The sequence below is a fragment of the Streptomyces sp. TM32 genome (assembly GCF_004122755.1).
GTDB lineage: Bacteria > Actinomycetota > Actinomycetes > Streptomycetales > Streptomycetaceae > Streptomyces > Streptomyces sioyaensis.
Genome location: NZ_SDIG01000014.1, coordinates 48,045 through 71,874, shown reverse-complemented (window position 1 = coordinate 71,874; position 23,830 = coordinate 48,045). Strand labels below are relative to the sequence as shown.

18 protein-coding genes and 1 pseudogene are annotated in these 23,830 nt (G+C 71.8%); 11 read left to right on the top strand and 8 right to left on the bottom strand.

All coding sequences use genetic code 11. The features are described from left to right. Window positions 1-287: 287 nt before the first annotated feature. Complete coding sequence (locus EST92_RS05735; RefSeq protein ID WP_129279833.1) at window positions 288-1,919, bottom strand: FAD-dependent monooxygenase; 1,632 nt, start codon at window positions 1,917-1,919, stop codon at window positions 288-290. Window positions 1,920-2,642: 723 nt separating this feature from the next. Between EST92_RS05735 and EST92_RS05730 the strand changes: the two genes are divergently transcribed. The 4 genes from EST92_RS05730 to EST92_RS05715 all read left to right on the top strand — a co-directional run bounded on the left by EST92_RS05730 (window position 2,643) and on the right by EST92_RS05715 (window position 5,948). Continuing rightward, a complete protein-coding gene (locus EST92_RS05730) occupies window positions 2,643-3,587 on the top strand; it encodes a zinc-binding dehydrogenase (protein ID WP_129279832.1) in 945 nt (314 codons plus the stop codon). A 153-nt stretch (window positions 3,588-3,740) separates the two neighbouring features. After that, window positions 3,741-4,718, top strand: a complete 978-nt coding sequence (locus tag EST92_RS05725) for an IclR family transcriptional regulator C-terminal domain-containing protein (protein WP_129279831.1) — start codon at window positions 3,741-3,743, stop codon at window positions 4,716-4,718. Window positions 4,719-4,817: 99 nt separating this feature from the next. Next, on the top strand, window positions 4,818-5,267 hold the full coding sequence (locus EST92_RS05720) for a hypothetical protein (protein ID WP_129250283.1): 450 nt from the start codon (window positions 4,818-4,820) through the stop codon (window positions 5,265-5,267). 42 nt (window positions 5,268-5,309) lie between these two features. Then, a complete protein-coding gene (locus EST92_RS05715) occupies window positions 5,310-5,948 on the top strand; it encodes a uridine kinase (protein ID WP_129279830.1) in 639 nt (212 codons plus the stop codon). A gap of 82 nt (window positions 5,949-6,030) precedes the next feature. On the opposite strand, the pseudogene EST92_RS05710 reads toward EST92_RS05715, so the two are convergent. Next, a pseudogene (locus EST92_RS05710) lies at window positions 6,031-6,783 on the bottom strand (PQQ-binding-like beta-propeller repeat protein); the annotation flags it as partial. Window positions 6,784-7,016: 233 nt separating this feature from the next. On the opposite strand from EST92_RS05710, the gene EST92_RS05705 reads away from it, so the two are divergent. Next, window positions 7,017-7,478, top strand: a complete 462-nt coding sequence (locus EST92_RS05705; RefSeq protein ID WP_174243933.1) for a type II toxin-antitoxin system PemK/MazF family toxin — start codon at window positions 7,017-7,019, stop codon at window positions 7,476-7,478. 15 nt (window positions 7,479-7,493) lie between these two features. On the opposite strand, the gene EST92_RS05700 is transcribed toward EST92_RS05705, so the two are convergent. The 3 genes from EST92_RS05700 to EST92_RS05690 form a co-directional block, all read right to left on the bottom strand. Then, window positions 7,494-8,036 (bottom strand): DUF1697 domain-containing protein, encoded by a 543-nt coding sequence (locus EST92_RS05700; RefSeq protein ID WP_129279829.1) that lies wholly within the window; start codon window positions 8,034-8,036, stop codon window positions 7,494-7,496. Window positions 8,037-8,097: 61 nt separating this feature from the next. Then, complete coding sequence (locus EST92_RS05695) at window positions 8,098-8,694, bottom strand: methylated-DNA--[protein]-cysteine S-methyltransferase (RefSeq protein ID WP_129279828.1); 597 nt, start codon at window positions 8,692-8,694, stop codon at window positions 8,098-8,100. 71 nt (window positions 8,695-8,765) lie between these two features. After that, on the bottom strand, window positions 8,766-9,650 hold the full coding sequence (locus tag EST92_RS05690) for a glycerophosphodiester phosphodiesterase family protein (protein ID WP_129279827.1): 885 nt from the start codon (window positions 9,648-9,650) through the stop codon (window positions 8,766-8,768). A gap of 605 nt (window positions 9,651-10,255) precedes the next feature. Here EST92_RS05690 and uvrB point away from each other — a divergent pair. The 4 genes from uvrB (at window position 10,256) to EST92_RS05670 (ending at window position 16,585) form a co-directional block, all read left to right on the top strand. Beyond that, the gene (gene uvrB / locus EST92_RS05685; RefSeq protein WP_129279826.1) at window positions 10,256-12,379 is read left to right on the top strand and encodes an excinuclease ABC subunit UvrB; all 2,124 of its coding nucleotides are present in this window, start codon (window positions 10,256-10,258) and stop codon (window positions 12,377-12,379) included. A 242-nt stretch (window positions 12,380-12,621) separates the two neighbouring features. Continuing rightward, window positions 12,622-13,200 carry a TerD family protein gene (locus EST92_RS05680; protein WP_129250291.1) on the top strand — a complete coding sequence of 193 codons (579 nt, stop codon included), beginning with the start codon at window positions 12,622-12,624 and terminating at the stop codon, window positions 13,198-13,200. Window positions 13,201-13,300: 100 nt separating this feature from the next. Continuing rightward, on the top strand, window positions 13,301-15,388 hold the full coding sequence (locus EST92_RS05675; protein ID WP_129279825.1) for a TerD family protein: 2,088 nt from the start codon (window positions 13,301-13,303) through the stop codon (window positions 15,386-15,388). 213 nt (window positions 15,389-15,601) lie between these two features. Beyond that, window positions 15,602-16,585, top strand: a complete 984-nt coding sequence (locus EST92_RS05670) for a TerC family protein (RefSeq protein WP_129279824.1) — start codon at window positions 15,602-15,604, stop codon at window positions 16,583-16,585. Window positions 16,586-16,661: 76 nt separating this feature from the next. On the opposite strand, the gene EST92_RS05665 is transcribed toward EST92_RS05670, so the two are convergent. From EST92_RS05665 to EST92_RS05655, 3 genes are all read right to left on the bottom strand, one after another. Continuing rightward, on the bottom strand, window positions 16,662-17,318 hold the full coding sequence (locus EST92_RS05665; protein WP_129279823.1) for an MBL fold metallo-hydrolase: 657 nt from the start codon (window positions 17,316-17,318) through the stop codon (window positions 16,662-16,664). Window positions 17,319-17,327: 9 nt separating this feature from the next. Next, complete coding sequence (locus EST92_RS05660; RefSeq protein WP_174243932.1) at window positions 17,328-18,071, bottom strand: maleylpyruvate isomerase family mycothiol-dependent enzyme; 744 nt, start codon at window positions 18,069-18,071, stop codon at window positions 17,328-17,330. Between the two features lie 119 nt (window positions 18,072-18,190). After that, entirely contained in the window at window positions 18,191-19,750 is a 1,560-nt protein-coding gene (locus EST92_RS05655) for an FAD-dependent oxidoreductase (RefSeq protein ID WP_129279822.1), read from the bottom strand. A 58-nt stretch (window positions 19,751-19,808) separates the two neighbouring features. Between EST92_RS05655 and EST92_RS05650 the strand changes: the two genes are divergently transcribed. Continuing rightward, the gene (locus tag EST92_RS05650) at window positions 19,809-20,576 is read left to right on the top strand and encodes a TetR/AcrR family transcriptional regulator (RefSeq protein WP_129279821.1); all 768 of its coding nucleotides are present in this window, start codon (window positions 19,809-19,811) and stop codon (window positions 20,574-20,576) included. A 266-nt stretch (window positions 20,577-20,842) separates the two neighbouring features. Beyond that, window positions 20,843-23,824 (top strand): excinuclease ABC subunit UvrA, encoded by a 2,982-nt coding sequence (uvrA, locus tag EST92_RS05645; protein ID WP_129250297.1) that lies wholly within the window; start codon window positions 20,843-20,845, stop codon window positions 23,822-23,824. Window positions 23,825-23,830: the final 6 nt, after the last annotated feature.

The following is a 23,830-nucleotide window of genomic DNA, read 5'->3' as shown; positions in this document are numbered from 1 at the left end:
CCCCCAGGCACCGCTCGCCCTCGCCCACCGCCTCCTGGGGGCTCCCCACGCAATCCCGGCAGACGGAGGAGGACGGGCAGCCCGCAACGGCGGGTGATGCCTGACCTGTGAAGACGGAACGCCCCGGCACGCAGCCCGCGGTCCGCGCCGCGTGGGCCGCCCCGCCACGCCGGCCGGCCGCACCGCCACCGGCAGTGCCGTGCTGTGCCGTTCCGTGTCGGGCGGCTCATGGCAGCGGAGGTGTCGGCCGCCGTGGCGGAGGACCGAGCGGGCCCGCGGGCCCGGCCTCAGCCCTCGGCCGGCTTCCGTCGGCTCGCCCCGCCGAAACGGCGCAGCGCCGTCGGTGCGAAGCCGAGCCGGCGCGGGAATCGTCCCGGGGCGGGCGCGGAGCCGGGGCGGCGGGACGGGGACGAGGGCTGCCCCGGGACGGGCGGCACCGCCGAGAGCGTGGGGGCAGGCAGCGCCGGGAGGGGTGATGCGGCACCCGCCGACGTCGGGGGCCGGGAGCCGGCGGCCGACGAGGGACCGGGCGTCGTCGGCAAGGGCCCCGTCGCCGGCCTCGGTGCCGCCTGCCGGGCCGGGGAGCCGCCGGCCGCCGGGCGGCGCCGTGCCGTGCTCCGGAGCGAGTCGAGCGCGGCGGAGGGCCGCAGGAACGGGGCGGCAGGAGCGGCGGGCGTGACGACATCGACGTACGCACGGCGGACGGCGGTGCGGCCGGTGCCGGGGAACGGGAGCGCCTCGCCGGCCGCCAGGGCCCACGGTTCCTGAACGAGACGGCCGATGGCCCGCTGCGTCCTTTGGGCGAGCGCCGGATCGTCCATCCCGTGGCGGCGCAGTACCCGGCGCAGCGCGGTGGCGCCGTGGGCGGCCAGGGACAGGCCCTGACCGCAGTCGGCGGCGAGCGAGACCACGGCGCCACCCAGGACGATGAAGCCCGTGGGCCAGGACGCCAGCTGTTCATAGCGCCGCCGGCGGCCCGCCGTGTCGCGGGTCAGCCGCACCTCGCTCAGCGGCTCGGCGCCGGCGATGAGATCGCCGATGAGGGGGCTGCAGCGGCGGGCGAACGGCACGAAGCGGCCCGCGTGTTCGGACGGCCGGTCGTCGCCGGTGCCGGTGAGCGTGACCAGCCAGCGGCCGCCCTCGATCGGGACCAGTGTCGCCGTCTTTCCGGGCAGCGCGCGCCGGGGTGCGAACGGACCGGGGACCGGCTGGGCGAGGGGGGAACGGTCGGTGAGCACCGGACAGTTCTCGGTGCCCTCAGGGGCGCGGAAGATGCGGGTCGCCGCGACGATCCCGGTGTCCGAGACGTCCTCGGGGGCGGTGGGCAGCCCCAGCGCGGCCAGCCGGGAGGGGGTGGTGGAATGGCGGCCCGTGGCGTCGATGACGAGGTCGGCATCGAGCCGGTACGTACCGCCGCCGGTGGTGTCGCGGACCCGTACCCCGGTGATGTGTTCCGCGGTGCCGGTCAGCTCCGCCGCTTCGGTGCCGTCCAGGATGCTCACTCCGGGCAGGCCGGGCACCTGACGGTGGATGACCCGGTCGAGCAGATCGCGGGAGCAGGCCAGCAGATACTGCGAGTGCAGTCGCCGGCCTAACCAGCTCTTGGGGGAACGGTCCGCGAACCCGGCCGGCACCGGCATCCGGCGGGCCCCCTCGCCCAGCCACTGGTCGACGCTGCCCGGCAGCAGCGCCTCGACCAGCCGGGCGCCGTCCCCCGTCAGCAGTTGGGCATGCCGGGCCTGCGGAAGGTCCGTGGGCAGCGCAGGAGTCCGCGGCTCGCGCTCGACGACGATGACGTCGGCGTGCCGGGACAGCGTGGCGGCGGCGAGCATGCCCGTGAAGCCGCCGCCGAGCACCACGGCGAGGTAGGGGTGGGTGAACTGGAGCCCGTTGCTGCTCGCAAAGCTCGACGCGTTCATGGGCAGTCCCTTTCTCGGCGGCGGAGCACGGTTCCCCGGCCCGCGCGCGACACGTCCACGAAGGGCGGTGCCGCATACGGACGGGAACGCCGGCGTGCGGCGGCGATGACGGCGTCGGTGGCGGCCGTGAAGGAAGCCGTCAGCGAGAACGGCAGGGACGCGGATGCGGTCCGCAGGAGGCGCAGAGGCGCCGGCGGTAGCGGTAGTGCACGTTGAGGGTCTCGGCAGGCCGACGCGAACGCCGGCCTGCCGCCCCCCGATTTCCCCTTCATGATTCCCCCTCAGGCCGTGCCCGCCTTGCCCCGCGCACGGCCACCCCCTCCGCCACCCGCCCGTGTCACCGGGTGGGGCGGGCGAGCACAACTTCTTCGCGGAACGCGCTCGGCCCAGGGGGACGCAGCCGTCACATCTGGTCAACGGCGGACACCTTTCGGGATCGTAGGCTGCGGCGATCACATCCGACAGCCGCGTGTGTACGAGAGACGCGTGGCAGCCACCCCGGGGATACCGAAGCGTAGATCCGATGCAAAGTGGCGCAATGGGAGGAAATCGCTGCGGGGCTTTCTCGCGTGGCGAGAAAGCAGGGCGAAAAATTTCACCAGGAGAAGGGGGGCGGTGGCGGAGGCCTCTCATGGTTGGCGCGAAATGATCGGATAACCGCGGGCACTTGGCCGGCCTGCCTACCCTGTCCGGGCACCGCACTGGAGAACCCGAGGGAGAGTCGTGCGCGCGATTGTGATGCGAGAATTCGGCGGCCCGGACGTGCTGCGGCTCGAGGACGTTCCCGAGCCCGCGCCCCGCGGCGGCCACTCGCTGGTCGACGTCGCCCTGGCCGGTGTCAACTACGCCGATGTGCACGTCCGGGGGGACTCCTACCTCGCGCCCGTCGAGCTGCCGTACGTACCCGGCAACGAGGTCGTGGGGACGGTGGACGGCAGCCGGCGCGTCGTCGGGCTGTGCCGCGGCGGAGGATACGCGGAGCGGACGCTGCTGCACCGCCGGGTCACCTGGGACGTGCCCGACGACGTCAGCGACGAACAGGCCGTCGCGCTGGCGCTGCAGGGCAACAGCGCCTGGCATCTGCTGTTCACCTCGCTGCGCCTCACCAAGGGCGAGACCGTCGTCGTGCCGGCCGCGGCGGGGGGTGTCGGTTCGCTGGCCGTCCAGCTCGCCGCGCACGCCGGGGCCAAGGTCATCGGACTCGCGGGCTCCCCGGAAAAGCGCAAGCTGGCCGAGGAGCTGGGTGCCCACGCGGTGGTCGACTCGACCGCCGAGGACCTGACCGAACGCATCCTGGACGCGGCCGGCGGCCCGGTCGCGGCGGCGCTGGAGATGACGGGCGGCGTCACCTTCGAGCGGACCCTCGCCGCCGTCGCCCCGCGCGGCCGGCTGGCCGTGTACGGGTTCGCCGGCGGTGACCTGGCGAGCGTGCCGACCCGGGACCTGATGGAGCGGAGCATCACCGTCTCGGGCTTCTGGCTCCCGCAGCTGTACGCGGACCGTACGGCGCTGCCGACGTCCATGCAGGCCCTGTTCGACGCGGTCGTCGACGGCAGCCTCAGGCCGCTGACCGGCGCCCTCTACGGGCTCGGTGAGGCGGCGCAGGCACACCGGGACCTGGCCGCCCGTACCCCGACCGGGAAACTGGCCCTCGACGTCGCCCGATAATTCCGGTAGCCCGGGGCGCCCGACGGGCAGAACGGCTGCGGGAGTGCACACCGGGGCCGGCCGCCGGGAACCGTGGGCGACGGGGGAACCGGCTCGCACCGGAACAGCCGTGCGCCTTCGGGCGCGGACCATTGCCAGGGGAGAGAGCACACGATGGGCCACAGCACCACAGCCTCGGGATCGCCGGCCTCGGCCGCCGCACCCGACTCCGCTTCGGGCACCAAGGCCAAGGCGTCGGGCACCAAGGCCAAGGTGCCGGGGCCCGCCGCCAAGGCGGGGACCGTGGGCCATACCAAGAAGCCGCGCCAGGCACCCAAGGGCGCGTCGTCCACCGGCTCCCGGACGTCGGGATCCGGCCATGCCGAGCGGGTCTTCCTCGTCCAGACGGCGTTCGCCGAACTCGGCGGCTCCGCCCACGGACCCGGTGAGATCGCCGAGTTCACCGGCCTCGACGACTCCGTCGTCTACCGCATCCTGCAGTCCGGTATCTACCAGCGGATCTTCGAGCGGGTGGACCGCGGCCTCTACCGGCTGCGGACCTCGGCCGCCCAACTCGCCTTCACCGCGCTCGACCACCGCCTCGACGGCGCCCAGACGGTGCTCCGCGACCTGCGGAACGCCACCGATGAGGGGCTGGCGTTCCTCTACATGGTGGCGCCCTTCTCCGGTGCGCAGCGCCAGTGCGTCGACATGGCTGTCGGCGACTCCGACCTCGCGGAGCTGGGAATGACGCCGCGCGATGTGCTGTCCGTGACGCGTTCCCTGCGCACCGGCGCCTCCGGGCGGACGATCCTCGCCTACCTGCCGGAGGTGCTGCAGCAGCGGGTGCTGGCCGAGCCCGTACCCGACCAGGCGGGACCGGGTGTCTACCGGGACAACGACGCGCTGGTGGCGTCGCTCGCGGAGGTGCGCGACCTCGGCCATGCCCTCGGGTACGAGGAGTGCATGGCCGGGTGGAACTCCTGTGCCGCGCCGATCATGTGGGACGGCTCCATCATGGGAGCGGTCCTGCTCCTCAAGCTCAAGTCCGTCATGCCGGTGGCCCCCGAGAGCGTCATCGAGGCGACGAAGGAGGCGGCGGCCGTACTCAGCCGCTACGGAGCCGCACGGCCGTCCGCGGACCAGGACTGAACCACGGATCCGGGCCGCCGGCCCGCCCAGGAACCGGTCCGCGTCATCCGGGCGGGAGCTGCCGCCCGAGGGCGGACCGACGGCACTCAAGGAGGTCTGATGGAACCGGAGTTGGCGGCGCTCGCCGCGGCGGGCGCGACGACGCTGGTGCAGCAGATGGCGACGGACGGCTGGGCGGCGGTCCGCGGCAGAATGGCGGCCTTCCTCGCCCGGCGGCGGGACACGGCCGACGAGGAGGTCCTCGCCGGCGAGCTGGAGGTCTCCCGCGCCGATCTGGCGGCGGCCCGGCAGGACGGCGACGAGAGCGGGGCGGCCGGGGTGACCGCGTTCTGGCAGCTGCGGCTGCGGCGGCTGCTGAGTGAGGACCCGGCCGCGGCGGCCGAACTGCGCGCGCTGCTCGACGAGGTGGCTCCCGAGACGGAGCGCGGACAGGTGCGGGAGGTGCACAACACCGTCCACGGTGGGGTGCACCACGGTCCGGTGATCCAGGCCGGCGTCATCTCCGGCTCCCACTTCACCACCGGGCCGAACCCGCCGCAGCCGGGCTGACAGGGGACGCTCCCGTGCCTCGCGCCCGTGCAGAATGGCGGGGTGCGGCTCGAAGCGATCACCTGGGAACGGCTCACCGACGCGCTCGCCGAGCGCCTCGTCGCGATGCCGTCGAAGGACGGGAGCCCCTGGCTGCGGGTGGCCGTCGACGGGGCACCCGCAGCCGCCCCGGACGAGCTGGCCGGCCGGCTCGCCGAGGCGCTGCGGGTGCGGGGGCGGGCGGTGCACAAGGCCGGAGCCTTCGGCTTTCTGCGCCCCGCCTCGCTGCGGCTCGAATACGGCCGGGAGGACCCCGACGCCTTCCACGACGAGTGGTTCGACCGGCAGGCGCTGTGGCGGGAGGTGTTCCAGCCGCTGGATCCGGGCGGCACGGGGCGGGTGCTCCCCGATCTGTGGGATCCGGTGGCGGACCGGGCGACCCGCAGCGGATACGTCGAGCTTCCGCCCGGCGGCGTCCTGTTGCTCCACGGTCCGCTGCTGCTCGGTCACTGGTTCCCCTTCGATCTTTCGGTCTATCTGAAGCTGTCGCCGGCCGCGCTCGCCCGCCGCACCCCGGAGGCCGAGCGCTGGACGCTGCCCGCGTTCGCGCGCTACGAGGCCGAGACCCGGCCCGAGGAGGCGGCGGACATCGTCGTACGGGCCGACGATCCCCGCCGTCCGGCCTGGAGCGGGGCGTCCTGAGCACCCGGCTCCTCCGTGGCGCCCGGCCTGACGTGGGCGCCCGCCCTTTCTGAGCGCCCGGGCCGGCCCCGGTGCCCGTTACTCAGACGAGCTGCCGTATCTCGCCGCGGACGCGGTAGAAGCCACCCGAGGCCGCCGCCAGATCATCGACGACATACCGCGCCCCGGCCCGGCGTATATGACGCGGGAACTGCACGTTCCAGGACGGGTCGTAGCCGGAGGAGACGACATGGACCCACAGCCGGCCCCTCTCCTGCACGCACTCGACCACGACGCCCGAGGCGGTGGCCGCGGCCACCGTCTGCACCGAGGCCGACGGGGTGTACGTGGGCAGCGCGGCGGCCGACTTCACATCCCGGGCGACCGGCACCGTGCCCGACCGGGCGGCGGCGACGGCCGCGTCACTCGCGTCCACACACACCAGGGAACCGTCGGTGGTGACCAGGTACAGCTTCTCGTCCAGATACTGCATCGACAGCGCCGATCCGCCGCCGGTGCCCAGCTTCCACAGGCGGGTGCCGTCGGCGGCGAAGCAGTACACCGAAGAGGCCGAGTCACCGGCGAAGACATAGCGGCCGCCGGGCGCGGTGGCACAGGAGTAGACCACCGAGTCGCACCGGTAAGTGGCCTCCAGCGTTCCGCCGTCCTTCGCCAGCCGCTGGACGACGCGCCGACTCGTGCCGGCGTACACCGCGTCGTCCTCCTGCCAGCCGAACAGCACCTCACCGTTGGTCGGGGTGTGCCACAACTCCCCGCTGCCGTCGGCGCGATAGGCGGTCACCCCGCGGTGGTGGCCGTGGTAGACGGCGCGCTCGTCCCGCCGCACCATCCAGGCACCGAGACGACTGTGCCCCGCACCGTCACCTCGTAGAACTTGTGGGCGCCGCCGCCCTCTTGCGACAGCTCCAGATACGTCGTGCCCTCGGACATGGTGATCCCCCTCCCCGGGCGGCCCCACGGCCGTCCCCCGCTGGAAAAAACCGTACGGCCGACCACTGACAACGGCTCAGGAAGCGCCGGTCGTGGGCCGCTGATCAGCGCGTTCGGGACGGCGGTTAGCGTGAAGCCGTGACGACTTCATTCAATGCACCCGACGAGTCCCCCGCGCTGCCCGGCAGTCACGGGCCGGCCGCGACCGTGGAGGCACGGCCGCGCTCCGTCGGCACCGTGACCATGACCTATGCGCCCGACCCCGACGGCGACCCGGATCCCGGAGAGATCGTGTGGACCTGGGTGCCCTACGAGGAGAACGACGGCCGCGGCAAGGACCGTCCGGTGCTGGTCGTCGCCCGTGAGGCGGCCGGAACCCTGCTGGCCGTGCAGCTGTCCAGCAAGCGGCACAACAACGACCGGGAATGGGTGCCCCTGGGCACCGGCCCGTGGGACCGCGCGGGGCGCGACTCCTGGGTGGCCGTGGACCGGGTCCTGCGGGTGCACCCGGCCGGGATGCGGCGCGAAGCCTGCGCACTGGACCGGGGACGCTTCAACCTCGTCGTCAACCGGCTGCGCGAGCGCTACGGCTGGCGCTGACGGCCGCGTGCGGCGTCAGGCGTCCGCCAGGGCCAAGAGCTTGGTGACGGTGTTCCAGTTACGGGCGGTGGCCGTCACCCCGAGCCGGACGCGGCCCACGGTCTCGGCGAGCTTGGAGCGGCCGATGCCGCCGGGGCACCACAGATACAGTTCGCGCCCGATCAGCCGGTACTGATCGGGCGCGAACGCGGCCTGGTGGAGCGCGTCGAGCCGCGAGGTGTCGGCCGGCACCGCGGACAGGAACGTCACATGCAGGCTCTTGGGCTCCGGCACGGCCGCGGGGAACGGATTCGCGGCGACGGCGGCGGCCAGCTCGTCACGGGTCCGGACGACGACCGGCACCGTCAGCCCGAGGTCGGCGGCGATCCGGTCGTGCAGCATCCGGGCCGTCTCCTCCGGCGGCGTGCCGGGGTCGGCGAAGACGATATTGCCGGTCTGCAACAGGACCGAGACCTCCTTCAGCCCCAGGGACTCGGCCAGCTCCAGCTGCCTGGCCTTGGGGAAGGAGTTGTGTCCGCCGACGTTGATGCCGCGGAGCAGAGCGATCTGACGGGACATGACGCTGCCATTCGTGGGAGCCGGAAACGGTGCGGACGGACGACGGTCGGAATCATCGGAATCAGAAGAGCGGGGCGGGCAGCACACCTTCCAGAGCCAGCAGCAGGCGTTTGGTCTCCAGACCGCCGCCGAAGCCGCCGATCCCGCCGTCACTGGCGACGACACGGTGACAGGGCACGACGACCGGCAGCGGATTGGAGCCCATCGCGGCACCCACCGCGCGGGCGGCGCCCGGCTCCCCGACCCGGTCGGCGAGGTCCTGATAGCCGACGACGCCGCCATAGGGGACGTCGGTGGCCAGGACCTGCAGCACCTGGGCAGCGAAGCCGGAGGACAGCGACCAGTCCAGCGGCACGGTGAAGGTCCGCAGTCGACCGGCGAAGTAGGCGGACAGCTCGGTGGCGGCCGACGCCAGATGGGGTATGCCGCTGAGCGGCGGCCCGCCGAAGAACTGCTCCAGACGGGTCAGCGCGCGCCGGGCCGTGCGCGCGTCGGCATGGAAGACGACCTGGACCAGGCCCTCGCGGGTCGCGGCGAGCAGCAGCGGACCGATGGGGGTGTCCAGCCGCGTCCAGGCCCAGTCGCGCCGGGCCGTCGCCGGCTCCGGCGCTGCGTCCGGCCCGGTCGCCGACGGGGAATCCTGCTCTGCGTGCGTCACCTGTTCAGGGTAGGACGCACCACTGACAATGCGCCGGGGGGCAGACGACCGCCCCCGGTCCGCTCCCGCACTCAGTCGTCACTGCCCTCCACGACGTCCCGCACCACGTCGGGCTTGTTGGTGATGATGCCGTCGACGCCCAGGCCGGCGACCTTGAGCGCGGTCGCCGGGTCGTCGACGGTCCAGGTGTACAGGTCCAGCGGCCGGCGGTGCGGGCCCTTCAGCCCGTGGACGGCGGTCACGTAGTCGCGGGTGACCGCCGTGTGGACGGGGTTGATCTGGTCGCAGTACTTGGCGAACTTCGGGAGGTCGGCGACGGACGGATTGCCGAGGAACCCCGTCCTGATGTCCGGCCGCAGGGTGTGCACGGTCTTGAGGGTGTCGGCATTGAAGCTCTGGATGATCAGCCGGTGCTTGACGTGCGAGCTGGTCAGCCAGCCCTCGCTGCGGAGCTCCTTCAGGGTCTGGCGCTCGATGCCGGGGTAGAGCTCCGGCGACTTCAGCTCCATCAGCAGGCTCTGGTCGTTGTGCTCGACCTCGTCCATGTAGTCCTCCAGGGTCGGCACCCGCTCCCCTTTGAACTTCCGTCCGAACCAGCTGCCCGCGTCCAGTTTCTCGATCTCGCGGAGCGTGAAGTCCGACACGTTCCACGGGGAGCGGTCGGGGAAGACCTGCTCGACGTTGGTCGTCCGGGCGAGCGAGCTGTCATGGAGGATGACCAGCTCGCCGTCCTTGGTGCGCTGGACGTCGTTCTCGACCCACTCGACCCCGAGCCGGGCGGCGGCGTCGATCGAGGCGAGGGTGTTCTCGGGCGCGTACGACGAGGCGCCGCGGTGGGCGACCGCCACCGGAGGCTGTCCGTGCGGTGCTGCCTGGGCGGCGGCCGGGGAGAGGACGAGCGCGGACGGACCCAGGAGCGCACCGGCGGCGACGGCGGCGACGGGGCGGATACGCATACGGACTCCTCGTGACGTCGTGGACGTGAGCTGACGTGAGTGACGTGAACCGGGGTCGGGCGGACGGAGGCTCGCGGCCGGGCCGTAGCGGGAGGCGGTGGTGCGGTGGCGGGGCGCTGCACGAGAAGTGGCCGGTGTTCGGTTCCGGAGCGTCGCGCAGTCGCAGGGTGCCCGGATCAGCCGTGCCACAGACGTACGCTCCGACGCCGTCCAACTTGCCGGAGCCACGGCATCCGCGCATCTTGACCGATGATGCGTCACCCGTCGTGCATCTGAACGGTTTTGACCGAACGCCTCGCCGGCCGGCTCCGCCGCGGCCGGCTCGCGTGTGCGCCCCGGCGGTCACGGCGCCGGACCGGGACCGGCCAGGGGGAATCTGCCGGATGCCCGGCGCCCCGCCCCGGCGGCGTTCCGCGGCCGGCCGCCGCACTGACCCGAGCGGCCCTCCGGTCGTCCGTCCGCCGCCGTCCCCGCTGCCCCGCGCCCGTCGAACGTCGCGGGCGCGGGCCGCGGGCGCGCGGGCACGCTGGCCTCGATCACCACAAAAGCGCAGGTCAGAGCATTTTTCGCGTCGGTTGTCAGTGCGGGGTCGTACGGTGGATTCCATGCGGCCCGTATCCAAGATCGAACGCACGGTGGCGCCCTTCGAGGTCGTCAGCCCCTACCAGCCCAGCGGCGACCAGCCGACGGCCATCGCCGAGCTGGAGCAGCGCATCCGCGGGGGTGAAAAGGACGTCGTCCTGCTGGGTGCGACAGGCACCGGCAAGTCGGCGACCACCGCGTGGATGATCGAGAAGCTGCAGCGGCCGACGCTCGTCCTGGCGCCCAACAAGACCCTCGCGGCCCAGCTCGCCAACGAATTCCGCGAACTGCTGCCGAACAACGCCGTCGAGTACTTCGTCTCCTACTACGACTACTACCAGCCCGAGGCGTACGTCCCGCAGTCCGATACGTACATCGAGAAGGACTCCTCCATCAACGAGGAGGTCGAACGGCTGCGCCACTCCGCCACGAATTCGCTGCTCACCCGGCGTGATGTCGTCGTGGTCGCCTCGGTGTCCTGCATCTACGGCCTCGGTACACCGCAGGAGTACGTCGACCGGATGGTGCCGCTGAAGGTCGGCGACGAATTCGACCGCGACCAGCTGCTGCGCCGCTTCGTCGACATCCAGTACACCCGCAACGACGTGTCCTTCACCCGCGGCACCTTCCGGGTGCGCGGCGACACCATCGAGATCTTCCCGGTCTACGAAGAGCTGGCCGTGCGGATCGAGATGTTCGGCGACGAGATCGAGGCGCTGTCCACCCTCCACCCGCTCACCGGCGAGGTGATCAGCGACGACCAGGAGCTGTACATCTTCCCGGCCAGCCACTACATCGCGGGGCCGGAGCGCATGGAGCGGGCCATCGCCGGGATCGAGGCCGAGCTGGCGGACAGCCTGGCCACGCTGGAGAAGCAGGGCAAGCTGCTGGAGGCCCAGCGGCTGCGGATGCGGACCACCTACGACATCGAGATGATGCGTCAGATCGGTTCCTGCTCGGGCATCGAGAACTACTCCATGCACATGGACGGCCGCGAGCCCGGTTCCGCGCCCAACACCCTCATCGACTACTTCCCGGAGGACTTCCTCCTGGTCATCGACGAGTCGCATGTCACGGTTCCGCAGATCGGCGCCATGTATGAAGGCGACGCCTCACGCAAGCGCACCCTCGTCGAGCACGGCTTCCGGCTGCCGTCGGCCATGGACAACCGGCCGCTGAAGTGGGAAGAGTTCCTCGAACGCATCGGACAGACGGTGTATCTGTCCGCCACCCCGGGCCCGTACGAGCTGGCCCGCGGGGACGGCTTCGTGGAGCAGATCATCCGTCCGACCGGCCTGGTCGATCCGGAGGTGGTGGTCAAGCCCACCGACGGACAGATCGACGACCTGGTGCACGAGATCCGCGTCCGCACGGAGAAGGACGAGCGGGTCCTGGTCACCACCCTCACCAAGAAGATGGCCGAGGACCTCACCGACTACTTCCTGGAGCTCGGCATCCAGGTCCGCTATCTGCACAGCGACGTGGACACCCTGCGCCGTGTGGAGCTGCTGCGCGAGCTGCGATCGGGTGAGTACGACGTCCTGGTGGGCATCAACCTGCTGCGCGAGGGCCTCGACCTCCCCGAGGTCTCCCTGGTGGCCATTCTGGACGCCGACAAGGAGGGCTTCCTGCGGTCCGGTTCGGCGCTCATCCAGACCATCGGACGTGCGGCGCGCAATGTCTCCGGCCAGGTGCACATGTACGCCGACAAGGTCACCGCGGCGATGGAGAAGGCCATCGAGGAGACCAACCGCCGCCGGGAGAAGCAGCTGGCGTACAACACGGCGAACGGCATCGACCCGCAGCCGCTCCGCAAGAAGATCGGCGACATCGTCGCCACGATCGCCCGGGAGGAGATCGACACCCAGGAGCTGCTGGGCTCGGGCTACCGCAAGGCCGCCGAGGCCAAGGACGCCAAGGGCAAGGCACCGGTCCCGGCGCTCGGCGCGAAGGGCAAGGGCGGCAAGGCAGCGGCGGCGCCGACGGACCGTCCCGCCGCCGAACTGGCCGAGCTCATCGAGGAGATGACGGAGCGGATGCGGGCCGCGGCGGCCGAGCTGCAGTTCGAGGTCGCCGCCAGGCTCCGCGACGAGGTCGGCGAACTGAAGAAGGAGCTGCGGCAAATGAGGGAGGCCGGGGTGAAGTAGGGGGGCGGTATCGGCTGAGGGGGAGTGAGAACCGGGCGGTGCGCGGCCGGTCCGTCCGGACGGGACCGCATCCGCTGCGGTGCGGCATCACCCCACGTGAACGGGGTGTGCCCAGCGCCTCCCGGTGTGTTGCAGAAACGCCACAAAAGGCGAGCCAGAGTCTCTTCCGGCACGCCGTCGTGCATAGGGTCGAACGGGCCGCCGGAGAGGCTGGGCGGGACAGTACAGAGAGGGGACGGCGCGTGTCGGTCAATTTGTCCAAGGGGCAGGGCATCAGCCTGGAGAAGTCCGACGGCGGAAGCCTGACCGCGGTGCGGATGGGCCTGGGGTGGCGCTCGGCGCCGCGCCGCGGGCTGTTCGGGAGGCGGACCAGCGAGATCGACCTCGATGCCTCGGCGGTGCTGTTCGCCGAGAAGAAGCCCATAGATGTCGTCTTCTTCCAGCACCTGACCAGCGATGACGGGGCGGTCCGGCACACCGGTGACAATCTCGTCGGCGGTGCGGGCAAGGGCGGTGACGACGAGGCGATCCTGGTGGACCTGGCGCGGGTGCCGGTGCACATCGACCAGATCGTGTTCACCGTCAACTCCTTCACCGGCCAGACCTTCGCCGAGGTGCAGGACGCCTTCTGCCGCCTGGTGGACGAGACCACCGGCGAGGAGCTCGCCCGCTACACCCTCACGGGCGGTGGCGACTACACCGCACAGGTCATGTCCAAGGTGCACCGGGTGGGCGGCGGCTGGCAGATGACCGCCATCGGTGAGCCTTCCGTCGGCCGCACCTTCCAGGACCTCGTGCCGGCGATCCTGCCGCACCTGTAGCCACCACACCGCGGCAGCGCGCACCGGGCCGCGCCGCCGTAAGGCGCTCGGGCCCGCCGCCCGGCCCGGGGACGTGCCACGACAACCAGGGGGAACACCGATGACGGCCGAGCTGGTCCGGGGGCAGAACCATCTGCTGGACCGGACGCGGGTGGAGATCCGGGTGGCGGCGGACGGTCCCGTCGTCGCGGGGGTCACGCTCGGCGACGCACAGGGCAGGCTCTCCGGCGTCGAGGCGGTGGCGCATCCGGGCGCACCCCGGCGCACCGGTATCGAGGTTCCCCGTCAGGCGGCCGCCGAGCACCGCATCGCGGTGGACCTCGACGCGCTGCCCGAGGCCGTCCACCGGGTCAGTGTGCTGCTGGCGCTGCCCAGCGGTACCGGTGCGCTGACCACCTTCGGTGCGGCCGCCGCGCCCGCCGTCGCGGTGACCGGCCTCGACGGCACCGCCCTCGCGCGCTACACCCTCACCGGACTGGACGCCGAGTCCGCCGTCGTCGCCGTGGAGCTCTACCGCAGGCAGGGCTCCTGGAAGGTACGTGCCGTGGGGCAGGGTTACGCCGGCGGCCTCCCGGCGATGCTGCACGACCAGGGGCTGCCGCAGGCGGCGGAGCTGGCCGCGGAGATCGAGCAGGCGGTCGGCCTCGGGCAGGCCCGCGCGGTCCCCGCGCCCGCCCCCGTGGCGGCAGGCCGGTCCGAGCGGCCCGTGACCGGCCGGGCCGCCCCGCCCACCGGGGGCCGGCCGTCCACCGCGCCCCGCAAGGCATCTGACGACCCGGCAGCCTCGGCACACGGCACCGGAGCCGCACACGGGCCCGGGCCCACAGCGGAGCCGACGGCCGCCGCCGGGACCGGTGCCGCTTCGCCCACCCCGGCCGCCGCCGGCCCCGTCGACTACCGGCACCCCCGGCGCCGCAGCACACCCGCACCGCCCGGCCCGGCTCCGTCCCCCGCGGCCCCGCCGAGCGCGCCGCCCACCGTCCCCGCCGCGGCCGACGGCCCCGCGCAGCCGGTGGCCGGTGACGCCGCCGGCTGGAGCATGGACGAGCGGCTCTACAACCAGGTCTGGGGCATGTTCGAGGACCTGGCCCGTTCGGTGGCCGCGTACCGCAGCGCGGCCGGCTTCGCCGCGTCCCGCCTGGAGCAGGAGCTCGACGAGGCCCTGGCCGACCCGCGCAACCGCCTCGGTACGGCCGCCGATGCCGCCCGTGCCACCGCCCGTGACCGGCACGCCACCCTGGTGACCCGGGCCCGGGCCGCGCTCGACCGCGACCTCGGCCAGCTGGTGGCCGAGTCGCAGGTCGTGGAGCCCGCGCTGCCGCCGGCGTTCGCCCGCTGGGACAACCCCGTATGGCACGGCTACCAACCGCCCCAGGAGCGGCCGATGGCGCTGCGCCTGGGCGATCTGCACCTCCCGGAGGTCCTGGACCTGCGCATTCCCATGCTCGTACGGCTCCCTCTGGAGCGCGGGCTGTGGATCGACAGCGGGCCCGGTTCCGCTGTCCACGGCGGCCCGGACCCGGAGCGAGAGGTCGCCCGGCGCGAGTTGGGCAGCGCGCTCACGGACGGGCCGCCCGACGAGGCCGAACTCCGCCGGCTGGCCATGGAGACGGCCGTCGCGATCGCCGCCCGGCTGCTCGCCGTCCACCCACCCGGCGACTTCGCGGTCCAGGTCATCGACCCGGCCGGTACCGCGGCGCCCGCGCTCGCACCCCTGGTGGAGAGCGGTGCGCTGCCCGCCCTCCCGGTGCCCGGCGCCCAGGGGGTGGCCTCGGTCCTGGAGGGGCTGACGCGCCGGGTCGACCTGGTGCAGATGGCCGTCCGCCACCGCGCCGCGGACTCGCTGCCGCCGGACCTCGACACCGCCGAGCAGCTGCTGATCGTGCACGACTTCCCGCACGGCTTCGACGACCGTGCCCTCACCCGGCTCCGCTATCTGGTCGACGAGGGGCCGGCCGTCGGGGTGCATCTCCTGATGGTCGCCGACCGCGCCCGGACCAGGGAGTACGGCCCGGTGCTGGACCCGCTGTGGCGCTCCCTGCTGCGGATCACGCCGGTCCCCGATGCCCACCTCGCCGACCCCTGGGTCGGCCATGCCTGGACGTATGAACCACCGCTCGCCCCGGAGGGCAGTCAGGTGGTGCGGCAGGTGCTCGGGCAGCTCGTGGCCGCTCGCCGAACGCCCTGACCAGCAGCTTTGCCCTTCTCTTTACTATTCCTTGGGTTTCCTTTACTGTTCTTTGTGCGGAGGGGAGTATTCCCACGCGACGTACCCGTCATCACGGATTGCGAGTGTGACGAGATCCCGGGGCGTCGGTCCCGCCCCCTCGGGCGGACGGGACGGAAGAGACCTCCGGCAGCGACGACGCTGTAAGTGCCGTACGACTCTGCCGGAGGAGCAGTGGACGTTTCCCTGAACCTGTGGGTGCTGACCATCCTTGGTCTGTGCGCCCTGATCGCCGCCGATTTCTTCATCGGTGGCCGCAAACCGCACGAGGTCTCCCTCAAGGAGGCCGGGATCTGGACCGGCGTCTGGATCGCGCTCGCCGCGCTCTTCGGACTCGGGCTGCTGTTGTTCGGCGGATCCGCGCCGGCCGGTGAGTTCTTCGCGGGCTTCATCACCGAGAAGTCGCTGAGCGTCGACAACCTCTTCGTCTTCGTGCTGATCATGGCGAAGTTCGCGGTCCCGGCGGTCCACCAGCAGCGGGTGCTGATGGTGGGTGTGCTGATAGCCCTGGTGCTGCGGGCCGGCTTCATCGGCGCCGGCGCCGCGATCATCGCCAACTTCTCCTGGGTGTTCTACCTCTTCGGCGCGTTCCTCATCTGGACCGCGTGGAAGCTCATCAAGGAGGCGCGCGCCGAGGAGGAGGACGAGGAGTTCGAGGAGAACCGCTTCCTCAAGATGGTCGAGAAGCGCTTCCCCTCGACCGACAAGTACCACGGCACCAAACTGTTCATCGTCGAGAACGGCAAGCGGCTGATGACGCCGATGCTGATCGTCATGCTGGCGATCGGCACCACCGACGTCCTCTTCGCGCTGGACTCCATACCGGCGATCTTCGGCCTCACCCAGGACCCGTACATCGTCTTCACCGCCAACGCCTTTGCCCTGATGGGTCTGCGGCAGCTGTACTTCCTGATCGGCGGACTGCTGAAGAAGCTGGTCCACCTCTCGTACGGCCTGTCGATCATCCTGGGGTTCATCGGGGTGAAGCTGGTGCTGCACGCGCTGCACGAGTCCGGGGTGGCCGTTCCGGAGATCAGCATCCCGGTCTCGCTGGGCGTCATCTGCGCCGTGCTGATCGTCACCACGATCACCAGCCTGCGCGCCTCGAAGAAGCAGGCGGCGGCCGAGACGGCGGCCAAGGAGAGCATCGACGCCTGAGGCCGCTTCCGGCCCCGTGGGCAAGACGGCGCCCGGCCCGCTCCGCGTGGAGCGAGCCGGGCGCCGTCCGTCGTCCCTACCAGCCGCGCTCGCGCCACTGCGCGAGATGCGGCCGCTCCGCACCGAGCGTGGTGTCGTTGCCGTGGCCCGGATAGACCCAGGTCTCGTCGGGCAGCCGGTCGAACAGCTTGCGCTCCACATCGTCGATCAGGCTGACGAAGTTCTCGGCGCTGCCGAAGGTGTTGCCGACGCCGCCGGGGAACAGGCAGTCCCCGGTGAACAGATGAGGGGCGCCGTGCGGGTCGTCGTAGACCAGCGCGATGCTGCCCGGTGTGTGCCCGACGAGATGACGCGCGGTCAGCTCGACCCGGCCGACGGTGAGGGTGTCGCCGTCCTCGACCGGCACGTCCGTGGGGACGGGGATGCCCTCGGCGTCGTACCGCCCCGCATACGTCCGTGCGCCGGTCGCCTCGACCACCTCCTGCAGCGCGCCCCAGTGGTCACCGTGCCGGTGCGTGGTGACCACGGAGGAGATGCCGCTGTCACCGATCAGGGCGAGCAGCGTGTGCGGTTCGGCGGCCGCGTCGATCAGCATTTGCTCATCGGTCGCCCGGCACCGCAGCACATAGGCGTTGTTGTTCATCGGACCGACCGCGACCTTCGAGATCATCAGGTCGGTCAGCTCGTGCACGTCGGCCGGTCCGCCGACCTTCACTGCTCCGCTGTAGCCCATAGGACCACTCTAAAGCGGCGGTACGGCGGGCAGCCCGGAGCCATGGCTGTCGAGTGCGCTGCCGTCACCGCGTCCGGTGAGCCAGCCGGCCAGCGCGTGCGCCGGGCCCGTCACCACCACGGGCGCGGCCTCGACGCCCGGCGCGGTGCCCCACCGCCCGGTGCGCCACCGGCCGCCCTCATCGGCCCGCAGCTCCAGCGCGGGCAGATCCGGATGGCCGGCGAACTTGACCGTGCACAGAAAGGCCAGCTCGCTGTCGATGAACGCGGGCGACAACTGTTCCACGGTGTGGCCGATGCCGAGGTCGACATGGTGCAGTTCGACCTCCGTCAGCCGGCGCATCGGCAGCCGGTCGGCCCGCTCGACGACGCCGTTGCGCATCTCGACCTCGAAGGCCCGGCGCGCCTCGGGCAGCGCCTCCATCGCCGCGTCGAAGCGTGCGGCGGTCTCCTCCAGGTCCGCCAGATGCGCCGTCAGCGGGCGGGCGGCGCCCCGCTCGATGTCGTCCTCGCGGGCCTGGGCGCTGGTGTACATCGGCGTCCGGACGTCCGTACGTGCCCAGGTCAGGAGGTTCCCCAGCGCGTCCGCGTTGCGTGCCAGATGGGCCAGGACATGGCCGCGGGTCCAGCCGGCGAGCAGCGACGGCTCGGCGATCGCCGCGTCGTCGAGCGTGCGCACCGAGTCCAGGAGCCGGCCGGTGGCTTCGCGGACGGCTGCCACATCGTGCGGGAAGTCGGGCAGGATGAGGGTCATGGCCCGACGCTAGCGCCGTCGAGGCGCGGGCGGGAGTCGGCCGGCGCCGATCGGGGCGTACGCGGGGGCGCGACAACCGTCGCGGGCGGCGCCCGGCAGCCGGGCGCCGCCCGCGACGGTCAGGCCGCCATGGCGTCCGGCAGGCCGAACCAGCGCCGGAGCGCGGCCGAAAGCTCATCGCCGGTGTCCGGCCCGGCGGGGGAGTCCGCGGCCCAGGCGGTGCAGCCGTCCGGCCGTACCAGAAGGCCGACCGGACCGGGCCGCCCGGGGCAGTGGGCGGTGAGCAGTCGTATCCGGTCGCCGTACCCCGTGGCGCGCTCGTGCACCCCGCCGTCCCCGGTGAGGTCGAGCAACAGCCCCTGACCGCCCCGCAGATGGTCCGCGAGCCGGGTGCCGTCGGAGAACTCCAGGTCCGGGGCGCTGCGGCCGGTGAGCGGATGGTCGCCGGGCAGGTCGTAGCGCTGCTGGACGCCGGAGATCTTCTTGGCGAAGAACGTGGTGGCGGTGACCGTTCCGGCCAGTTCGGCGATCACCCCGCGCAGCGCCCGGGCGTGCGGCTCCGGCCGCATCAGCGCCACTTGGGCCCGGGTCCACTCCAGCACCCACGCGCCCAGGGGGTGCCGTTCGGCCGTGTACGTGTCGAGCAGCCCCTCCGGCGCCCAGCCGCGCACCGTGGCGGCGAGCTTCCAGCCGAGGTTCATCGCGTCGCCGATGCCGAGGTTCAGTCCCTGGCCGCCGAACGGCGAGTGCACGTGCGCCGCGTCACCGGCCAGCAGCACCCGCCCCGAGCGGTAGGAGGGCACCTGACGCGCGTTGTCCGTGAACCGGGTCGCCGTGAGCACCTTGTGGATCCGCACGTCCGGCACCCCGGACACCCTCCGCAAGGAGGCCTCCAACTCCTCGGCGGTGACGGGGGATTCGCGGTCCGCGGGCGGCCCGTCGAACTCCACGGTGAGGATCCGGCCGGGCAGCGGGCCGTGGGCGTACGTCCCGGTCTCCGTCCAGTTCCACCCGGTGCCCAGTGCCTCGGAGCCGGTCAGCTCCACCAGGGCCTGCCGGCCGGTGATCTCCGGCGCCGTGCCGGGGAACGGGAAGCCGGCGAGCCGGCGGACCGTGCTGCGGCCGCCGTCGCAGCCCACCAGCCAGCCGGTACGCAGCGATCCGGCCGAGGTGTGCACCCGCACGCCGTCCTCACCGGCGTCGAATCCGGTCAGGGTCACCCCGCGGCGCAGGTCCACCCCGAGTGCGGCGGCGCGGGCGTTGAGCAGCCGTTCCAGCTCCTCCTGCGGTACGAGACCGACCTCGCCGGCGGGTCCGGGGCCGTCGAAGTCCGGGTCGGACGCGTCCAGCAGGTCGCCGCGCAGCATGATGCCGGCGAAATGCCCGGCGAACTTCGGCGGCTGCGCCACCGTGGAGGCGCCGGCCGCCCGGCGCCCGCGCGCGAAAGCGCTGAACTTCTCCAGCGCGGCGCGCTGGGCCTCGGCCAGGCCGGGCAGCATCCCGCGCCGGTAGAAGGCCTCCGCGCTGGGGGAGTTGATCGCCCCCGCCTTGATCGTGGTGCTCACGTCGGTCAGCCGCTCCAGGACGATCACCGGGACACCGGCCAGTGCGAGTTCGCAGGCGAGCATCAGCCCCACCGGGCCGCCCCCTGCCACTACTACGTCTGCGTCATGTTCCATGGCGTGAGTGTAGTGACTAAAAAATTGTTGCGACTAAAAATTAGCTAGAATTCCGGCCATGGCGGAAGAGGTGCGGCGCGGCGGTGCACGGACGACGGGCAGGGAAGAGGCCGGCGGCCGGCCGGGAGCGATCGGCGGCCGGCCGGGGGCGATCGGTGGTCGGCCGGGGGAGGCCGGCTTCACCAGGGAGGACGGGCAGCTGACGCTGCGCGAACGCAAGAAGCTGCGGACCCGGCAGCGGATCTCCGGCGAAGCCACGCTGCTCTTCATCGAGCGCGGCTTCGACCACGTCACGGTCGCCGAGGTGGCCCGCGCCGCCGAGGTGTCGACCATGACCGTCTTCAATTACTTCCCGCGCAAGGAGGATCTCTTCCTGGACCGGATCCCCGAAGCGCGGGAGCTGATCATCCGTGCCGTCCGGGATCGCGGCGCGGACGAGTCGCCGCTCGCCGCGCTGCGCGCGCTGGTGCTCGGTCTGCTGGCGGAGCGGCATCCGCTGGCCATGGTGGGGGAGGGGTTCGAGCACTTCTGGCGCACGGTGCTGGACTCTCCTGCGCTGCGGGCGCGGGGTCGCGAGGCGGTCGAAGAGATGGAGGGCACCCTCGCCGGGCTGCTCGCGGAGGCCGCGGGCGGCGACGCCGACCGGCCCGGTCATGACGCCCGGCTGGCCGCGGCCCTGATCGTCGCCGGGGTCCGGGCGGCCTGTGCCGGCGCGGTGGCCCGGCAACTCGGGGGTGACCCGGTGGACGAGGTGGCCGTTGAGCAGGCGGAGGTGCTGCGGCGGACGTTCGATGCGCTGGAGCGGGCGCTGCCCGGCGGCGCGTGAGGGACGAGTTCCCGCAGCGTACGGGCGTGTGGGCAGGGCGGGAAGAGAGTGCGGCCGCCACACGTTCGGGTGAAGAGGGCTTGCGGCCCCGCTAAATCGAATGGGCGTGCTATAAGCTCGTGTGTGGCATCCAAAAGACAGTGCCGCGGCGGGCCCCATACCCTGGGGCGGGGGCTCCGCTCCGCTTCGTCGCCTCTGCTCACCCACCGCGCGGCGGACGCAGGGCCCGCGGCCCCCGCCCCCTTCCAAGAAAGGTGCCGACCGGCGTGGCCGACCGTCTCATCGTCCGTGGCGCTCGCGAGCACAACCTCAAGAATGTCTCGCTCGACCTTCCCCGCGACTCCCTCATCGTCTTCACGGGGCTCTCCGGGTCGGGCAAGTCCTCGCTCGCCTTCGACACGATCTTCGCCGAGGGGCAGCGGCGTTATGTCGAGTCGCTCTCCTCCTATGCCCGGCAGTTCCTCGGGCAGATGGACAAGCCCGATGTCGACTTCATCGAGGGCCTGTCCCCCGCGGTGTCGATCGACCAGAAGTCGACCTCGCGCAACCCGCGCTCGACGGTCGGCACGATCACGGAGGTCTACGACTACCTCCGCCTGCTCTTCGCCCGTATCGGCAAGCCGCACTGTCCGGAGTGCGGGCGGCCGATCGCCCGGCAATCGCCGCAGGCCATCGTCGACAAGGTGCTCGAACTCCCCGAGGGCAGCCGCTTCCAGGTGCTCTCCCCGCTGGTGCGCGAGCGCAAGGGCGAGTTCGTCGATCTCTTCTCCGACCTCCAGTCCAAGGGCTACAGCCGGGCACGGGTCGACGGGGAGACGATCCAGCTTTCCGAGCCGCCGAAGCTGAAGAAGCAGGAGAAGCACACCATCGAGGTGGTCGTCGACCGCCTCACGGTCAAGGAGTCCGCCAAGCGGCGGCTGACCGACTCCGTCGAGACCGCCCTCGGGCTCTCCGGCGGCATGGTCATCCTCGACTTCGTCGACCTCGACGCGGACGACCCGCAGCGCGAGCGGATGTATTCCGAGCATCTGTACTGCGCCTACGACGACCTCTCGTTCGAGGAGCTGGAGCCCCGCTCCTTCTCCTTCAACTCGCCCTTCGGCGCCTGCCCGGACTGCACCGGCATCGGTACGCGCATGGAGGTCGACCCCGAGCTGATCATCCCCGACGAGGAGCGTTCCCTCGACGAGGGAGCGATCCACCCCTGGTCGCACGGCCACACCAAGGAGTACTTCGGCCGCCTGGTCGGCGCGCTGGCGGACGCCCTCGGATTCCGTACGGACATCCCCTGGGCCGGGCTGCCGGCCCGCGCCAAGAAGGCCCTGCTGAACGGCCACAAGACCCAGATCGAGGTGCGCTACCGCAACCGGTACGGGCGCCAGCGGGCCTACACCACCCCCTTCGAGGGTGCCGTGCCGTTCGTCAAGCGGCGGCACTCCGAGGCGGAGAGCGACAGCAGCCGGGAGCGCTTCGAGGGCTATATGCGCGAGGTGCCCTGCCCGACCTGTGAGGGCACCCGGCTCAAGCCGATCGTCCTCGCCGTCACGGTCCAGCAGAGGTCGATCGCCGAGGTCGCGGCCATGTCGATCAGCGACTGTGCCGACTTCCTGCGGGAGATGACACTCGACGCGCGCGAGAAGAAGATCGCCGAGCGGGTCCTCAAGGAGGTCAACGAGCGGCTGAAGTTCCTGGTCGACGTCGGCCTGGACTACCTCTCGCTGAACCGCGCGGCCGGCACCCTCTCCGGCGGTGAGGCCCAGCGCATCCGCCTCGCCACCCAGATCGGCTCCGGCCTGGTGGGCGTGCTCTACGTCCTCGACGAGCCGTCGATCGGCCTGCACCAGCGCGACAACCACCGGCTGATCGAGACCCTGGTGCGGCTGCGCGACATGGGCAACACCCTGATCGTCGTCGAGCACGACGAGGACACCATCAAGGTCGCGGACTGGGTCGTGGACATCGGCCCCGGCGCGGGTGAGCACGGCGGCAAGGTCGTGCACAGCGGCCCGATGAAGCAGCTGCTGACCACCAAGGAGTCGATCACCGGTCAGTATCTGTCCGGCAAGAAGGCCATCGCGACCCCGGACATCCGGCGGCCCGCCGACCCGGCGCGGCGGCTGACGGTGCACGGCGCGAAGGAGAACAACCTCCGCGACATCGACGTCTCCTTCCCGCTCGGGGTGTTCACCGCCGTCACCGGCGTCTCGGGCTCCGGCAAGTCGACGCTGGTCAACGACATCCTCTACACCCACCTCGCGCGCGAGCTGAACGGCGCCAAGTCGGTGCCGGGCCGGCACACCCGGGTCGCCGGTGACGACCTGGTGGACAAGGTCGTCCATGTCGACCAGTCGCCGATCGGCCGCACCCCGCGTTCCAACCCGGCGACCTACACCGGCGTCTTCGATCATGTCCGCAAGCTCTTCGCGGAGACGATGGAGGCCAAGGTCCGCGGCTATCTGCCGGGGCGCTTCTCCTTCAACGTCAAGGGCGGCCGCTGCGAGAACTGCTCCGGCGACGGCACCATCAAGATCGAGATGAACTTCCTGCCGGACGTCTATGTGCCGTGCGAGGTCTGTCACGGGGCGCGCTACAACCGGGAGACACTGGAGGTCCACTACAAGGGCAAGTCCATCGCCGAGGTGCTGGACATGCCCATCGAGGAGGCGCTGAGCTTCTTCGAGGCGGTGCCGACCATCGCCCGGCACCTCAAGACGCTCCACGAGGTCGGCCTCGGGTACGTCCGGCTCGGGCAGTCCGCGCCGACGCTCTCCGGCGGTGAGGCACAGCGCGTCAAGCTCGCCAGTGAGCTCCAGAAGCGCTCCACGGGCAGCACGGTCTATGTCCTCGACGAGCCGACCACCGGTCTGCACTTCGACGACATCAGCAAGCTGATCAATGTGCTGTCCGGCCTGGTCGACAAGGGCAACACGGTGATCGTCATCGAGCACAACCTCGATGTGATCAAGACCGCGGACTGGGTCGTCGACATGGGCCCCGAGGGCGGCAACGGCGGCGGACTGGTCGTCGCCGAAGGCACCCCGGAGGGCGTCGCGTCGATCCCGGCCAGCCACACCGGCAAGTTCCTGCGGGAGATCCTCGGCGACCGCGTCAGCGATGCCGCGCCGGCGGGGGCCTCCGCCAAGAACCCGGTGGCCAAGAAGACCGCGGCGAAGCAGGCTCCCGCCAAGAAGGCTGCCGCGAAGAAGACCGCCGCCAAGAAGACGACGGCGCGGGCCCGCCGGACCTGACGCCGA

Coding starts and splice junctions, on each gene's coding strand:
- EST92_RS05735 (WP_129279833.1), bottom strand. CDS start 1,919: ATGAACGCGTCGAGCTTTGCGAGCAGCAACGGGCTCCAGTTCACCCAC.
- EST92_RS05725 (WP_129279831.1), top strand. CDS start 3,741: ATGGGCCACAGCACCACAGCCTCGGGATCGCCGGCCTCGGCCGCCGCA.
- EST92_RS05720 (WP_129250283.1), top strand. CDS start 4,818: ATGGAACCGGAGTTGGCGGCGCTCGCCGCGGCGGGCGCGACGACGCTG.
- EST92_RS05700 (WP_129279829.1), bottom strand. CDS start 8,036: ATGTCCCGTCAGATCGCTCTGCTCCGCGGCATCAACGTCGGCGGACAC.
- EST92_RS05690 (WP_129279827.1), bottom strand. CDS start 9,650: ATGCGTATCCGCCCCGTCGCCGCCGTCGCCGCCGGTGCGCTCCTGGGT.
- uvrB (WP_129279826.1), top strand. CDS start 10,256: ATGCGGCCCGTATCCAAGATCGAACGCACGGTGGCGCCCTTCGAGGTC.
- EST92_RS05675 (WP_129279825.1), top strand. CDS start 13,301: ATGACGGCCGAGCTGGTCCGGGGGCAGAACCATCTGCTGGACCGGACG.
- EST92_RS05665 (WP_129279823.1), bottom strand. CDS start 17,318: ATGGGCTACAGCGGAGCAGTGAAGGTCGGCGGACCGGCCGACGTGCAC.
- EST92_RS05660 (WP_174243932.1), bottom strand. CDS start 18,071: ATGACCCTCATCCTGCCCGACTTCCCGCACGATGTGGCAGCCGTCCGC.
- EST92_RS05655 (WP_129279822.1), bottom strand. CDS start 19,750: ATGGAACATGACGCAGACGTAGTAGTGGCAGGGGGCGGCCCGGTGGGG.
- EST92_RS05650 (WP_129279821.1), top strand. CDS start 19,809: ATGGCGGAAGAGGTGCGGCGCGGCGGTGCACGGACGACGGGCAGGGAA.